The sequence below is a fragment of the Gordonia sp. ABKF26 genome (assembly GCF_041103195.1).
GTDB classification, from domain to species: domain Bacteria; phylum Actinomycetota; class Actinomycetes; order Mycobacteriales; family Mycobacteriaceae; genus Gordonia; species Gordonia terrae.
Map to the genome: position 1 here is coordinate 4,565,544 of NZ_JBGCVZ010000003.1, position 14,139 is coordinate 4,579,682.

Genomic DNA, 14,139 nt, shown 5'->3' on the forward strand with positions numbered 1-14,139 from the left:
ATGGACCTGCCGTCCGAAACCGGTGTGGTGCCCTCGGCAGGATTCGAACCTGCGACCTACCCTTTAGGAGAGGGTTGCTCTATCCCCTGAGCTACGAAGGCGGGGTTGTCGATGCCGTGGCCGCGGTTCCGCGGCACGGCCATCCGGCAGTCTACGTCAGCGCCTCACCCGGGCAGCACCCTCTCCGCCAACGTTCCCGAGCACATCCTCGCTATAGTCGGGGCATCGCTCGAAACGGACATTTCCGGTTGTGATTGTCGCCACTCGGAACACCCCGGCGTTGAGGTTGCTGCCAGCTTGTGTCCGTACACTGCCTACCGCATACGTTCTACCGTTTCACCCGGGGAGGTCTTTTCGTTGGTGCACGCGGCATCAGGATCGGCGCGCACCGCCGACGACGACGAGACCACGGCCACCACCGCCGAGTCGCCGGACTCCGCCGCATCACCACGTCCTGCCGGTTCGGCACCTCGCCCGCCTGCGACCAAGCCGCGCGGACGCGCCCACACCGCCGATTTCATTCGCGTCGTGCTGTTCACCTTCGTGGTCGTCGCCCACAGCGTCAATGCCATCAACGGCGGGGTCGACGAGATCCGCGGCGCGAATCTGGTCGGCACCCTGTGCCATCTGACACGCTACGGCTTCGTCGCGGTCACGCTGTACGTCCTGGTGCTGAGCATGCAGGGCCGGGAGATGTCGCCGTGGCAGTTCTGGCGGCGTCGTTTCGGACTGGTCGTCGGCCCCTACCTCGCCTGGACGCTGATCTACACGATCACCGACCACCTCATCCTGGCCGACAACCCCTTCCCGCCCGTCGGCGAGATGCTGCCCCGGCTTGCGCACGACCTGCTCGTGGGCGAGGGCAAGTACCAGCTGTACTTCCTGTTGATCTCGATGCAGATCTACCTGTTCTTCCCGCTGATCGCATGGGTCTTCGAACGCGGCCGCACCCGCCCGTGGCTGTTGCTCGCCGGCGGGACCGCGATCCAGCTCCTGGTGTTCGTCGTCTACCAGTACCTCCCCCGACCCTCCGGTCACGCATGGGACGTCGCGTACCAGCATCTGTGGAAGACGCTCCCGATGTACGCGCTCTTCGTCGCGATGGGTGTCCTGGCCGCGCAGCACCGCGAGGCCGTCGACCGTTGGCTGCGCGACCACATGGCCACGGTCGTCCTGGTGGCGGCCGGTTGCGCCGCGTTCACCATCGCCGGCTACCTGCTGGCGACCTCACCGGGCAATGTGCCGTGGAAGGCCAACACGGCCTGGAACCCGGTGTCGCTGCCCTGGTTCGTCGGCGGCTTCGTCCTGCTCTGGCTGATCGGTCTCGTCTGGGATGACCGACGCGCCGCCGGCCGCCCGGCCGGCGGAAAGCTGGTGTCGCAGGCCACGCTCCGCGCGTTCGGGGTTTTCGCGGTCCACCCGCTGATCCTCGACATCCTGGGCCGCGTGGGATTCCTCAGCGGGCTCTTCGACTGGTTCCCGCACTCGGCGGTCCTGCGCTCGATCATCTTGATCGCCTTGGTGCTGGCGGCATCGCTGGTACTCGTCGACCTCCTCCTGCGTCTGCCGTTCAGCAAATGGCTGACCGCCCGACCCCGCATCCCCCTGTTCCCGAAGCGGAACAAGAAGGAGCAGGACCGGGCGGTGGAAGTCGGCGAGTCGGCGGGGGCTGCGCAGGTGTCCGCCGACTAGGCGTGGGCTACTTGTACTTCGGGTTGTTGATCACCGGGATCTCGATGTTGATCGGCATCCGGAGTTCGGACATGTAGAAGAGCACGAACTGGCGGAGGAATTCGTCGAACAGCCAGTACGCCTCCCGCGGCATGCCGACGTTCAGCAGGCCCTCGCGGATCTGCACGTACGGACCCCACGCCGTCTCGAGCAGCGGGCTCCACACGGGCTCGCGCGGGATCTGGTACCAGTTGGCGACCTGGTCGCCGAGCACGAATCTCGTGAGCGCTCCCAGCACGCCCCGCGAGATCAGTGAGAGGTCGAGGTTCATGCCGAGATCCAGCAGCATGTCGGCGAGCTTGCGGCCCTCCGGGGTCGGCGCCAGGATCGGATCGAGGACCTGCCGCGCCTGCGAGTCGGCGGCGTCCCACGAGGCGGGGATGTACTCGTCCTTCACTCCCAGCATGTAGGCGCTGATCTGCCACGAGTGCAGGAACCCGGCGGACTCGTCGGCGGCGATGGGGACGTTCCACTTGTCGAAGTTGCGCATGACCGTCGTGGGCAGACTGTGCCAGGTGACCATGATGTCGGCCTGGCTGATCGGCTTCTTCTCCGTCGCCCCGTGCACCCAGTGCGGCGACTGCGGCAGGAGATGCCGCACGCCCGCGTGGGCCATGCGCGTCTTGACGCACGTCACGACCATCTCGCCGCCGGGCTGATAGGCGTTCAACGAGCCGATGTCGTAACCGAGCTTGGCGGTCTTGGTGATCCGGTCCTTGAGGTCCCACCCGCCCTTGGAGTAGTACACCGACCGGGCCTCGCGTGGGATGACCGTGCTCATCATGCCGCTGGCGAAGCCGTACAGGACGCCGAGGTAGGTTCCGCGTTTCTGGTTGAAGCGGACCGCGTCGGCGAGCTTGGCCTGGTCGGTCCACGACGGCAGCTGGCGCGCGTACTCCATGAAGTCGCGCAGTTCCGAGGGCAGCCCGGCCGGCAGCGGCTGCGAGTTACGATGCCACGTGCGCAGCAGCCGGTTGACCTTGTGTACCTGTCCGCTGTCGATGACCTTGGCGATCACCGGATCCGCCTCGTCGTCCCACAGCTGCCGCGGATCCGCGCCGCGGCCTCGGCCGGGCACCGAGTTCGCCGGCGACCACGTCCATGGTGTCGTCTGCGAGAGCGCGGCCACCGCGCCGGCCGCACCGACGACACCGCCGGCGCGTATGAGATTCCGCCTGTTCAGATCTTCCATGACCCCGTCCCATCACTTCCATGTATCAATGTGACAAACAACGTATCCTTGTATCATTGTTACCACCGGGTGGTCCAGGACACATGTGTTTCGCGATTTTTGCGATCATGGAAGCCCAGGCGGTCATCATGAGACGAAGGGGGTGACCAGGTGACCACGCAGCCGACCGGCGCCTCACTGTCGAGTTCACTACTCCAGCGCGCGTTTCTCGAGTCCTCGACACCGTCCGAGGGAGCGGCCGACCCGACCGCCGAGCGCCTCCTCGACGCGGCCTTCGAACTGTTCTGCCGACTGGGCGTCCAACGCACGCCGATGGAGAAGGTCGCCAAGAGCGCGGGTGTCACGCGGGTGACCCTGTATCGGAAGTTCGCCACCAAGGACGCACTCGTCGACCAGGTGGTGCTGCGCGAGTTCCGCCGGTACTTCGACCGCTTCCGCGCGGAGATACCCCGTGCCGAAACCGTCGCCGACCGTGTCGTGTTCGGCTTCGTCGGTTCACTCCGCGCCATCTCCGGCAATCCGCTGATCGGCGAGATCAGCGACGCCGAACCGAGCATGCTCATCGAGTCGATGATCGGCGGGGACGGCATGCTGCTCGCGACGGTGCAGCATTTCGTCGCCGCGCAGCTGCGTCGAGAACAAGTGGCGGGCAACATCTCCGATCAGCTGGACGTCGATCTCGTGGCCGAGATGATGGTCCGCATGTCGGCGTCGTTCCTCACCGTGCCCAGTCGTGTCGTCGACATCACCGACGACGAGCAGCTCGCCACCGTCGCGCGTCAGTTCCTCGTACCGATGCTCAATCCCGCGCGATAACGGCCCGAACCTGTAAAGATCAGAGCGCTCACCACATCTGAGGAGACTGACGATGCGCTCTTGGTCTGTGATCATCATCTTGGCCATCTCCCAGTTCGTCATGGTGCTCGACAGCACCGTGATGAACGTGTCGATCTCGGTGGTGGCCGACGACCTGGGGACCTCGATCACCGGCATGCAGGCCGCGATCACCTTCTACGCGCTCACGATGGCCGCGTTCATGTTGACCGGCGGCAAGCTGGGCGACTTGATGGGCCGCGCACGAGCTTTCAAGATCGGTGCGGTCATCTACGGCATCGGATCACTGACCACGGCGCTGAGTCCCAACCTGACCGTCCTGCTGATCGGGTGGTCGCTCGTCGAGGGGCTGGGCGCGGTTCTGGTGATCCCCGCGATCGCATCACTGGCCGCCATCAACTACACCGGCAAGGCGCGTGTCACCGCATTCTCGATCCTGGGCGCGGTCACCGGGCTGGCCGCGGCCATCGGCCCGCTCCTGGGTGGCGTGATGACCACCTACCTGTCGTGGCGCTACGTGTTCGTCGCCGAGACGGTGGTGATGGTGGCGGTCCTGTTCGCGGCCAAGCTGATCCGCGACGTCCCCCGGGACGCGAACGTGCGCATCGACCCGCTGAGTGTCGTGGCCTCCGCCGGCGGTCTGGCGTTGATCGTCTACGGCGTCCTCCAGTCGAAGACCTGGGGGTGGCTGAAACCGCAGCACCCGCCGGAGATCGGCGGGGACGCGATCGCCCCGCTCGGGGTCTCGCCGGTCGCCTACCTGCTGCTCCTCGGAGTCGTCGTGCTCTGGCTGTTCGTCCTGCGGCAACGTACTCTCGCCGACTCCGGTCGACAACCGCTGCTACGGGTCGAGTTGTTCCGGATCGCCCCTCTGCGTAGCGGACTCGGCGGTTTCCTCGCCCAGTACTTCGCGATCGCGGCCCTGTTCTTCGTGGTCCCGGTGTACCTGCAGACGATGCTCGGGCGCGACGCACTGCAGACCGGGGTGAAGATCCTGCCGCTCTCGGTCGGTCTCATCTTGTTCTCGATCCTCGGATCCTGGCTCACCGCACGACGTTCCGCGCGGTTCATCGCCCGGGGCGGGCAGATCACGATGGCGCTGGGGACACTCCTCGTCATCGCGTCGGTGGGAACCGACCTGCGCAGCGCCGTGTTCGCCGCGGGAATGTTCGTGGTGGGCGCGGGATTCGGACTGCTCGCCTCGCAGCTGGGTAACGTCAACATGTCCGCGGTCGAGGAGAAGGACACCTCGGAGGTCGGCGGTCTCCAGGGCACGTTCCAGAACCTGGGGTCGTCATTCGGCACCGCGGTGGCAGGTTCGGTCTTTCTCCTCATGCTCTCGTCGGGCTTCGTGTCGGCGGTCAACGACACCGAGAACCTCCCCGCGGCGGATCAGCAGCAGATCGTCAGCACGGTCGACGCCGCGGGCGTACCGATCATCTCCGCCGACGAGGCCCGCACCCTCGTTCTCGATGCGGGCGGCTCGTCGGAGTCCGCACAGGCGGTGTCCGAGGCCTACGCGGACTCGCAGATCGCGGCGCTGCAGCAGGCCCTGTTCGTCGTGTTCGGTCTCCTCGTCCTGGCGTTGCTGTTCTCGCGACACCTGCCGAACCGGATACCCGAGCCCGCCGACCGGGAGGCGGCCTGAACCGGCGGTCAGCCGGTGGCGCCGACCTTCTTGCCGATGGTCACCTCGGTGTGGCGCACGGCCTGGGCCGCGAACGGGCCGATGATCTTGCCGAGGAGTTTGCCTGCCATCCCGCCCGGAAGTGTGTAGGAGAATTCGACGTCAAGATCTGTTCCCGACCCACCGTCCGCGTCGGCGAATCGCCACCTGGTGTTCGCCCCGAACCCTTCGATCGCCTCCAGTGCGATCAGTTCGTTCTCGACGTATTCGGTGCACTTGACGATCGACTTCAGCGCCTTGGGACCGACATCGATGGTCACCGCGAAGGTCGCGCCCAGTCCGCTCGTCTGCTCGGTGGTGGGTTCGAAGCGAGTCACCCCGAACATGTACTCGCTGACGTTCTGATACCCGTCGACGTACTCGAACACCCGCTCACGCGGCCCGTCGATCCGCGCCTGATGCCGTACCACTCCCACGATTCTCCCCGTTCGTCTCGTTCGGCCGACCGTGCCGGTGCGGCCCTACCGCCTCGACCCTATGCGCTCCCCCCGACTCACCTGAACCACCCGACCCGGTTCTCCTCGCGGACGGCCGATCGCCAGTACGCTTGGTCGATGACGCCCCGTCGCGGAGTCCCTGTCATCGTGCGCGCGCTGTCCGCGGCGTTGGCCACCGCCCTGATCGCGACCGCGTGCGGCACGGATTCGGCCCCGCCGGAAGCGAATCCGATCACATGCGCCGAGATCCCCAACGGAGAGATGATCGACGCCCGGTCGGTGTCCGCCGCACCGACCGACATCGCCACCAGACCTGAAGTGGCCTCGGGGTTCCGGACCGGGATGAGGCCGGTCGTCACCACGACATATGCGGCGGCAACGGCGAATCCGCTCGCCACCCGCGCCGCCTGTGAGGTCCTGCGTGACGGCGGTACGGCCGCCGATGCCCTGGTCGCCGCGCAGCTGGTTCTCGGCCTCGTCGAACCACAGTCGTCCGGCATCGGTGGTGGCGCCTTCGCCCTCTACTACGACGCGGCGTCGAAGAGTGTTCGGGCCTTCGACGGGCGCGAGACGGCCCCGGCCGCCGCCACGGAGTCCTACCTGACCCGGATCAGCCCCGACGATCCCGCGCCGCCCGTGCCGAGTGCCCGCGCCTCAGGCCGGTCCATCGGGGTGCCGGGCGTGATGCGGATGCTGGAGACGGTCCACGGCGAGTTCGGCGGGCACGCCTGGCGTGACCTGTTCGAACCCGCAGTGCGCTTGGCAGACAACGGCTTCGACATCAGCCCGCGGCTCGCGACCGCGATCGCCGCGTCGGCGGCCGAACTCGCCGTCGACGAGGATGCGCGCGCGTACTTCCTCGCCGCCAACGGCTCCCCCAAGGCGGCCGGCACCAGGCTCGTCAACCCGGCCTACGCGAAGACGCTCGGCGCGCTGGCCGCCGACGGCGCCGGGGCCCTGTACGACGGGCCGCTCGCCGAGGCCATCGTCGCCGAGGCCGGGTCCACCGCGGGCGGCATGACGCCGAGTCTGATGACGGTGCAGGATCTCCGCGGGTATCGCGCACTCGTCCGGGACCCGGTCGTGACGACGTATCGCGGACGCCAGATCGTGGCCATGCCCGGGCCGTCGTCGGGCGGGATCGCCGTGGCGTCGGCGCTGGGCATCCTCGAGAACTTCGACCTCCCGTCGATGCCCCCGACCGACGTCGACGCCGATGGCGGACGCCCCGACCCGGCCGCCGTGCATCTCGTCACCGAGGCCGAGCGGCTCGGCTACGCCGATCGCGACAAATACGTGGCCGACCCCGACTTCGTCCCCCTCCCCGGACGAGGGGTGGCGACCATCCTCGACCCGGCCTATCTCCGATCGCGCGCGGCACTCATCAAGCCCGACTCATCGCTCGGCGAGGCCCCGGCGGGCGACCTCGGGCCGGTGCCCCTGGGGTCGTATGCCGGTTCCGAACACGGGACCAGCCACATCACCGTCGCCGACCGCTACGGGAACGTCGCCTCCATGACGACGACGATCGAATCCGCGTTCGGGAGCTACCACATGGTCGACGGCTTCCTGCTCAACAATCAGCTGACCGACTTCTCCGCGGAGCCCCGCGACGACGGCGGCACGCTGCTCGCCAACCGGGTGTCGCCCGGCAAACGGCCACGGTCGTCGATGGCTCCCACCCTCGTCCTGCAACCGGGCGTCGACGGCGCTCCCGCCGAGGTGGTCGCAGCCCTCGGCTCACCCGGCGGGTCGGTGATCATCCAGTTCGTGATCAAGACGATCGTCGGGATGCTGGACTGGGGACTCGACCCACAGCAGGCCGTGTCGATGATCGACTTCGGCTCGGCCAACACCCCGACCTCGAACGTCGGCGGTGAACACCCCCTGGTCGACACCACCGACGACGGCGCCGGAGATCCCCTGGTCCGAGGCCTGCGGGAGCGCGGCGCCGAGGTGTCGATCGAGGAGCAGTCGAGCGGTCTCAGCGCGTTGCTCCGGCAGGACGGCGGTTGGATCGGCGGCGCCGATCCGCGTCGCGAAGGTGCCGTGATGGGAGACGACGCGACCCTGCGCTGACCCGTCCTGGCCTCGTTCCGGGTTCGACACTGCCTCAACCGGTTCCGGGGCAAGTAGTTTTCCTCGGCGTCACACGGGGGCAATCGAGCGCATACACCCAGCTCATAGCGTCGAGTCGCTCGCATCTGCGACAACGACGTGGCGACGTCGTCGTGCGACCCCCGCGCACGTGGGGGCCGAGATCATCCAGGAGTAACCATGAGTGGCAGCATGTCCCGCCGACAGGCGATCGAGGCCGTGACAACCTACGACTGCTCGGCACCGGGGTTCACCGAACCGCTGGCAGACACGTTCGGGCGCAATGTGTTCAGCCTGTCGGTGATGAAGAAGCGGCTGCCGAAGCACGTCTTCAAGGCGGTCGCCGCGACCGTCGACACCGGTTGTGCGCTCGACCCCACCCTCGCCGACTACGTCGCGGTGGCGATGAAGGACTGGGCCATCGAGAGGGGCGCCACCCACTACGCCCACGTGTTCTATCCGCTGACCGGCTTCACCGCCGAGAAGCACGATTCGTTCCTCGAACCCGATTCCACCGGTGCATCTCTCGCCGAGTTCGCGGGCAAGACGCTGATGCAGGGCGAGCCCGACGCGTCGAGCTTCCCCAACGGCGGCCTGCGCGGGACCTTCGAGGCCCGCGGTTACACGGGCTGGGATGTCACCAGTCCCGCGTACCTCCTGGAGAACCCGAACGGCAACACGCTCTGCATCCCGACGATCTTCATCTCGTGGACCGGTGAGGCCCTCGACAAGAAGACCCCGCTGCTGCGCAGCCAGCAGGCGATGAGCAAGCAGGCGATGCGGCTGCTCCGGTTGTTCGGTCACGACGACGTCGACACCGTCGTCTCGTACGCGGGCGCCGAACAGGAGTATTTCCTGATCGACGAGCACTTCTTCTATGCCCGACCGGATCTCATGACCTGCAACCGGACCCTGTTCGGCGCACCGCCGTCGAAGGGTCAGGAGTTCGACGACCACTACTTCGGCGCCATCCCCGAGCGCGTGTTGTCCTTCATGATCGAGCTCGACCGCGAGCTGTTCAAGCAGGGGATCCCGGCGAAGACGCGACACAACGAGGTCGCGCCCGGCCAGTTCGAGATCGCGCCGGTCTTCGAACGGTCGGTTCTCGCCCACGACCACCAGCAACTGATGATGACCACGATGAAGGCCGTCGCCGAGAAGTACGGCATGAAGTGTCTGCTGCACGAGAAGCCGTTCTCCGGCGTCAACGGTTCGGGCAAGCACGTGAACTTCTCGCTCGGCAACTCCACCCAGGGCAATCTGCTGAACCCGGGCGACACCCCGCACGAGAACATGCAGTTCCTGACCTTCTGCGGCGCGATCATCCGCGCGGTCCACCTCTACGGCGGACTGTTGCGCGCCGCGGTCGCGTCCGCCTCGAACGACCATCGACTGGGGGCCAACGAGGCTCCGCCGGCGATCATCTCGATCTTCTTGGGCGAACAGCTGATGGATGTGTTCGAGCAGATCGCCAAGGGCGGTGCGACCGGCTCCAAGGCCGCGGGCGTCATCGAACTCGGCGTCGACACCCTCCCGCCGCTGACGGCCGATCCGGGAGATCGCAACCGCACGAGTCCGTTCGCGTTCACCGGCAACCGATTCGAGTACCGCGCACCGGGTTCCAACCAGTCGATCTCGGACCCGATGGTCGCCATCAACACGATCCTCGCCGACTCGATCGATGTGATCGCCGCCGACCTCGAGAAGCTCCTCGCCGACGGGCTCGACCTCGCGGACGCCGTCCAGAAGGTGTTGCAGGAGATCGTCAATTCGCACGGGGCGGTCATCTTCAACGGCAACGGTTACTCCGACGAATGGCAGGAGGAGGCGGCCGCCCGCGGCCTCAAGAACCTGCGGACGACGGTCGACGCGGTGACGGAGTACACCTCGCCGGAGGTCATCGAGATCTTCGAGAAGTACGGCGTGCTGTCGGCCCGCGAACTCGAGGCCAGGGAAGACGTCATCTTCGAGTACTACGCGCTGACCCTCCTCGTGGAAGCCAAGGAGACCGCGGAGATCGCCAAGACGATGATCATGCCGGCCGCGATCCGTTACCAGGGTGAACTCGCGGGCACCGCGGCGTCGCTCAAGATGGCCGGGATCGACGCTCCCACACCGCTGCTCGAGGAGCTGACCGGCCTGATCGGCGCGCTGCACGAGGGGTTGGTGACGCTGGATGCCGGAATCGCCGGGATGCACGGCGAGTCCACACTCGACGAGTCGACGTACGCGCTGGAGACCCTCATCCCGGCCATGGCCACGGTTCGCGAGGTTGCCGACACCCTCGAATCCATCGTCGCCGACGACCTCTGGCCCCTGCCGACCTACAACGAGATGCTCACGATCCTCTAGGCACGCAACCGACCGGGTGTGGATATCTACCCTCCCGTAAGGGTAGAGTTTCCGCGTCTGTAGGGCCGGCCCCGGTCGCCATCGCCGCCGACGATCCGGCGAGGTGTGTGAGTCACTGCGCCGGGATGGGCGGGTGCGCGATGATCGGCCAGACCATGATCAACGTCAAGGAGTCCCGGGCGCGCACCCGGATCTCGACGTTCCTGGCCGGACTGTTCCTGCTCATCCTGGTCGTCGGGCTGGGCGACATCGTCGCCCTGATCCCCATGGCGGCTCTCGTCGCGGTCATGATCATGGTGTCGGTGGGCACTCTGGACTGGCACAGCGTCAACCCGAAGACGTTGCGGCGCATGCCGAAGAGCGAGGCCGCGGTGATGGTCGCGACCGTCGTCGTCACCGTGGCGACCCACAATCTGGCCTACGGCGTGATCGTGGGTGTCCTCACGGCGATGGTGCTGTTCGCGCGCCGGGTCGCACACGTCACCGAGGTGGTCGAGGTCGCCGACCCCGAACCCGGAACCCGGGTCTATGCGGTGCGGGGCGAACTGTTCTTCGCGTCCAGCAACGACCTCGTCTACCAGTTCGACTACGCCGGCGACCCGGACGACGTCGTGATCGACATGAGCGAGCCGCACATCTGGGACGCGTCGACGGTCGCTACCCTCGATGCGATCACCACCAAGTACGCAGCCAAGGGCAAGACCGCCACCATCGTCGGCCTCGACAGCCACAGCGCCGAGCGCCATCGGCGTCTCAGTGGCCGGCTCGGCGGCGAAGGCTGACCGGTAGAGAGGGCGGGGCGTGACCCACGGAGGGACCGAGACCACCGGCCATCTGCAGATCGGCGCGGTGGCGACGGAAACCGGGTTGTCCATCAAGACCATCCGCCACTACGACGAGGTCGGCCTGGTCGTCCCGTCCGCGCGTTCGGCCGGGGGGTTCCGGTTGTACACACGTGCCGACATCGATCGGCTGTTCGTGATCCGGCGGATGAAACCACTCGGGTTCACGCTCGATGACATGCGTGAACTCCTGCACGCCGAGAGCGTTCTCGACGACAGCGACGCGGCACCGGAGGACCGGCGAGCGGCACTCGACGCGGTCGCGGAGTTCCGGCAGCGGGCCCGGCTTGCATGCGAGAAGCTGGAGCGGCAGCTGCACTATGCGCACGAACTCACCGCCCAGCTGTCGGATCGACTGACCGATCTGGCGTGACCCGGCAGGGCGACGCGAGCCCTACCCCAACGGCCACCGGGTGCCGGTGCGCTTCTCGGCCTCGCTCCACAGACTGCCGGCCAGTTCGTAATCGCATGCGATGCGGGCGCGGCCCGACAGCACCGGCCGGCCGCGCAGTCCCCACAGTCCGTCGACCCCCACATAGCTGCCCGGCGGGATGGGTTCGGTCAGACAGTGCAGCGTGGGTGCCGCCCCGGCGGTGAGATCGTTGCCGAGCACTCCAGCCAGACCCTGGGCCGCCCGGTGCAGGACTCCCAGGCCCGGATTGTTCGAGATGTTCGACGCGGCCCAGCCCGGGTCCGTGAGCATCGAGGTCACCGGTGACCCGAGCGCGCGCAATCGCCGGTCGAGTTCGAGGCCCCACAGCATCACCGCCAGCTTGGACGCGGCGTAGGCCCGGGGTGCCGACCACCGGGTGTGTCGGTGGTCGAGATCGGCGGGGTCGATGCGGGCGTGGCGGTGCCCCTCGGATCCCACCGACACGACCTGCCGTCGGATACGCGGGAGCAGGAGGTTCGTCAGGGCGAACGGGCCGAGGAAGTTCGTGCCGATGCCCAGTTCGAACCCGTCCGGCGTCGTCCTGCGCTGGTGCGGAAACATCCCGGCGTTGTTGACCAGCACATCGACCGGACCGTCGAGTTCGGCGACGAAGGCCCGCACCGAGGCGAGGTCGGCGAGATCGAGTCGGAGCACCTCGCACTCGCCGCCGAATTCTCGTGCGCGTCGTGCGCCGAGTTCGGTGTCGCGGACGGCCAACACCACCCGCACTCCGGCCCGGGCGAGCGCCGCGGCGGTGGCCATCCCGATGCCGTTCGTCGCACCGGTGACGACCACCCGCCGGCCGGCGAGGTCGGACAGGGACTTCGACGAGGACGGCATGGGCGCCACGGTACCCATCGGATGTCCCGGGCGGGTGACACTCGGCTTCGCTGCGCCGCCCTCACCGGACACGTAGTGACAGCGCCACGACGAGACGCGTCGCCGGATCGTCGAAGTCCATTCCGGTGAGGGCCTGGATCCGACGTAGGCGATAGCGCAACGTGTTCGGGTGGACATGCAGTGCCGCGGCCGCCCCACGGACATCACCGAAGTGATCGAGGTAGGCGCGCAGTGACGCGGTGAAGGCACTGCCGCTGCGGGCGTCGAGATCGACGAGGCCGGTGACCCGGTCGTCGACGAGATCAGGGTTCTCCGAGAGCAATCCGATGATCTCGCCGAGCAGCACACCGGTGCGGGATCGCTCGACCGTGGTGACATCGTCGATCAGGTCGGCTTCCCGGCCGGCCGCATCGAGCACGCGGTCGATCGAGTGGCGCAGCTCGGTTGCGGTGGAGATGCTGTCGGGACCGGCGACCACGGCGCGGGCCGGCACCGCGAACTGCCGGTCGGCCGCGCCGACGGCGACCCGGGCCCAGGTGACGGCGTCGTCGAGCGCGACCCCCGGCAGCACGGCGTAGGCGCGGTCGCCGATGGTGACCGTCACCGAGAGTGGACTGAATGCGCTGGCGTGCAACATCAGTGCCGAGACCTGTCCCCCGCGGATGCCGTCGGGGGTGGCGAACCCGGCGATCGTCACGGTCGCCGACGGCGCGATGCCGAGCTGGGCGGCGAGACGATCGGTGTCGACGGGTTCGCCGCCCACACCGAGGAGCCGCCGCACCCGCTCATCGTGGTCGGAGCCGGCGGAGCGGCGCCGCGAGATGATCCGTGCCGCAACGGCTGCGGCTCCGACGAGCACCTCGTCGGTGTCGCGGGCCGGCGGACGAGATCCCTCCTGCAGCCAGACGACCCCCAGCAGGACGTCGCCGGAGCCGCTCGGTCGGGCGGTGGGTGCCGGCCGGATCGCCACCGCGCGTCTCGGCTGCAACCCCAGATCGGCACGCGCGTCGACGGTCACGACCCCGGACGACTGCCGTACCGCGTCCATCACGCCCCACTCCCGCAACCAGGCGAGCATCTCGGGCGGACCCTCCCGGCCCAGGATCGACAGCCGGCGCAACTCATCGGCCTCGTCACCTGCCGAGCTGTAGGCCAGGACGTGCGCATGCTCGTCCTCGATGCTCACCAGGCCTCCGGTCCGCCGGGCGACCTCGGCTGCGAGCTGGAACAGGTCGCCGGTGCTCCCGGACTCCATGGACTCGCCGTCCCCGGCCGGATGGGATCGAGCGTCGAGCACCCGGGTGACGAGGTTGTAGATCCGTTCCCAGCGGGCGTGCGGGTCGATGGCGATGACCGCGATCCCCAGCCGCTCGGCGAGCCCGATCAACGCCGGTGTCGGGCTCTTGGTCAGCACGGCCACCGGGCGATGCGCACCGAGGTCACCGAGCCATTCGACACCGATCTCGTCGCCGAGTCCGACGAGAAGGAAGAGATCGGCCGATCGCGCCGCACGCCCGAGCCCGTAGTGGAGATCGTCGGTGTCGACCATCGCCAGCGTCGACACCGGGGCGTCGAGCCCGCGCGGGGACGAGACCAAGGTCGCGACGGTCTGATCCAGGGCCAGGACCAGCCGTCCCAGAGCGATGCCCGCGGTCTTGTCCATACGGACAAGGCTACGACGGATATGTTTGCCG

General features: G+C 67.7%; 10 protein-coding genes, 1 tRNA gene and 1 pseudogene. 7 read left to right on the top strand and 5 right to left on the bottom strand.

Annotation, left to right across the window (positions count from 1 at the left end):
• Positions 1 to 25 precede the first annotated feature (25 nt).
• A tRNA-Arg gene (locus AB4Z55_RS21120) sits at positions 26 to 101 on the bottom strand.
• Between the two features lie 259 nt (positions 102 to 360).
• Between AB4Z55_RS21120 and AB4Z55_RS21125 the strand changes: the two genes are divergently transcribed.
• Positions 361 to 1,692, top strand: coding sequence for an acyltransferase (locus AB4Z55_RS21125; protein WP_248644907.1), 1,332 nt, complete (start codon positions 361 to 363; stop codon positions 1,690 to 1,692).
• Positions 1,693 to 1,699: 7 nt separating this feature from the next.
• Here the strand turns inward: AB4Z55_RS21125 and AB4Z55_RS21130 are convergent, their stop codons facing one another.
• Positions 1,700 to 2,923, bottom strand: a complete 1,224-nt coding sequence (locus AB4Z55_RS21130) for an oxygenase MpaB family protein (protein ID WP_004020123.1) — start codon at positions 2,921 to 2,923, stop codon at positions 1,700 to 1,702.
• A gap of 150 nt (positions 2,924 to 3,073) precedes the next feature.
• Here AB4Z55_RS21130 and AB4Z55_RS21135 point away from each other — a divergent pair, with 150 nt between their 5' ends.
• Together AB4Z55_RS21135 and AB4Z55_RS21140 are read left to right on the top strand one after the other, a co-directional pair.
• Complete coding sequence (locus AB4Z55_RS21135) at positions 3,074 to 3,739, top strand: TetR/AcrR family transcriptional regulator (RefSeq protein WP_369520452.1); 666 nt, start codon at positions 3,074 to 3,076, stop codon at positions 3,737 to 3,739.
• Between the two features lie 52 nt (positions 3,740 to 3,791).
• On the top strand, positions 3,792 to 5,405 hold the full coding sequence (locus tag AB4Z55_RS21140; RefSeq protein WP_239402876.1) for an MFS transporter: 1,614 nt from the start codon (positions 3,792 to 3,794) through the stop codon (positions 5,403 to 5,405).
• Positions 5,406 to 5,413: 8 nt separating this feature from the next.
• On the opposite strand, the gene AB4Z55_RS21145 is transcribed toward AB4Z55_RS21140, so the two are convergent.
• Positions 5,414 to 5,860, bottom strand: coding sequence for an SRPBCC family protein (locus AB4Z55_RS21145; RefSeq protein ID WP_004020126.1), 447 nt, complete (start codon positions 5,858 to 5,860; stop codon positions 5,414 to 5,416).
• Between the two features lie 138 nt (positions 5,861 to 5,998).
• On the opposite strand from AB4Z55_RS21145, the gene AB4Z55_RS21150 reads away from it, so the two are divergent.
• From AB4Z55_RS21150 to AB4Z55_RS21165, 4 genes and pseudogenes are all read left to right on the top strand, one after another.
• Positions 5,999 to 7,960, top strand: coding sequence for a gamma-glutamyltransferase family protein (locus tag AB4Z55_RS21150; protein WP_369520453.1), 1,962 nt, complete (start codon positions 5,999 to 6,001; stop codon positions 7,958 to 7,960).
• Positions 7,961 to 8,158: 198 nt separating this feature from the next.
• Entirely contained in the window at positions 8,159 to 10,330 is a 2,172-nt protein-coding gene (locus tag AB4Z55_RS21155) for a glutamine synthetase III (protein ID WP_354563244.1), read from the top strand.
• A 122-nt stretch (positions 10,331 to 10,452) separates the two neighbouring features.
• Positions 10,453 to 11,112: pseudogene (locus tag AB4Z55_RS21160) on the top strand (SulP family inorganic anion transporter); the annotation flags it as partial.
• A 19-nt stretch (positions 11,113 to 11,131) separates the two neighbouring features.
• Complete coding sequence (locus AB4Z55_RS21165) at positions 11,132 to 11,545, top strand: MerR family transcriptional regulator (RefSeq protein WP_101820326.1); 414 nt, start codon at positions 11,132 to 11,134, stop codon at positions 11,543 to 11,545.
• 21 nt (positions 11,546 to 11,566) lie between these two features.
• On the opposite strand, the gene AB4Z55_RS21170 is transcribed toward AB4Z55_RS21165, so the two are convergent.
• On the bottom strand, positions 11,567 to 12,463 hold the full coding sequence (locus AB4Z55_RS21170; protein WP_369520454.1) for an SDR family NAD(P)-dependent oxidoreductase: 897 nt from the start codon (positions 12,461 to 12,463) through the stop codon (positions 11,567 to 11,569).
• 43 nt (positions 12,464 to 12,506) lie between these two features.
• On the bottom strand, positions 12,507 to 14,108 hold the full coding sequence (locus AB4Z55_RS21175; RefSeq protein ID WP_369520455.1) for a PucR family transcriptional regulator: 1,602 nt from the start codon (positions 14,106 to 14,108) through the stop codon (positions 12,507 to 12,509).
• Positions 14,109 to 14,139 lie beyond the last annotated feature (31 nt).

Coding starts and splice junctions, on each gene's coding strand:
- AB4Z55_RS21130 (WP_004020123.1), bottom strand. CDS start 2,923: ATGGAAGATCTGAACAGGCGGAATCTCATACGCGCCGGCGGTGTCGTC.
- AB4Z55_RS21140 (WP_239402876.1), top strand. CDS start 3,792: ATGCGCTCTTGGTCTGTGATCATCATCTTGGCCATCTCCCAGTTCGTC.
- AB4Z55_RS21150 (WP_369520453.1), top strand. CDS start 5,999: ATGACGCCCCGTCGCGGAGTCCCTGTCATCGTGCGCGCGCTGTCCGCG.
- AB4Z55_RS21155 (WP_354563244.1), top strand. CDS start 8,159: ATGAGTGGCAGCATGTCCCGCCGACAGGCGATCGAGGCCGTGACAACC.
- AB4Z55_RS21170 (WP_369520454.1), bottom strand. CDS start 12,463: ATGGGTACCGTGGCGCCCATGCCGTCCTCGTCGAAGTCCCTGTCCGAC.
- AB4Z55_RS21175 (WP_369520455.1), bottom strand. CDS start 14,108: ATGGACAAGACCGCGGGCATCGCTCTGGGACGGCTGGTCCTGGCCCTG.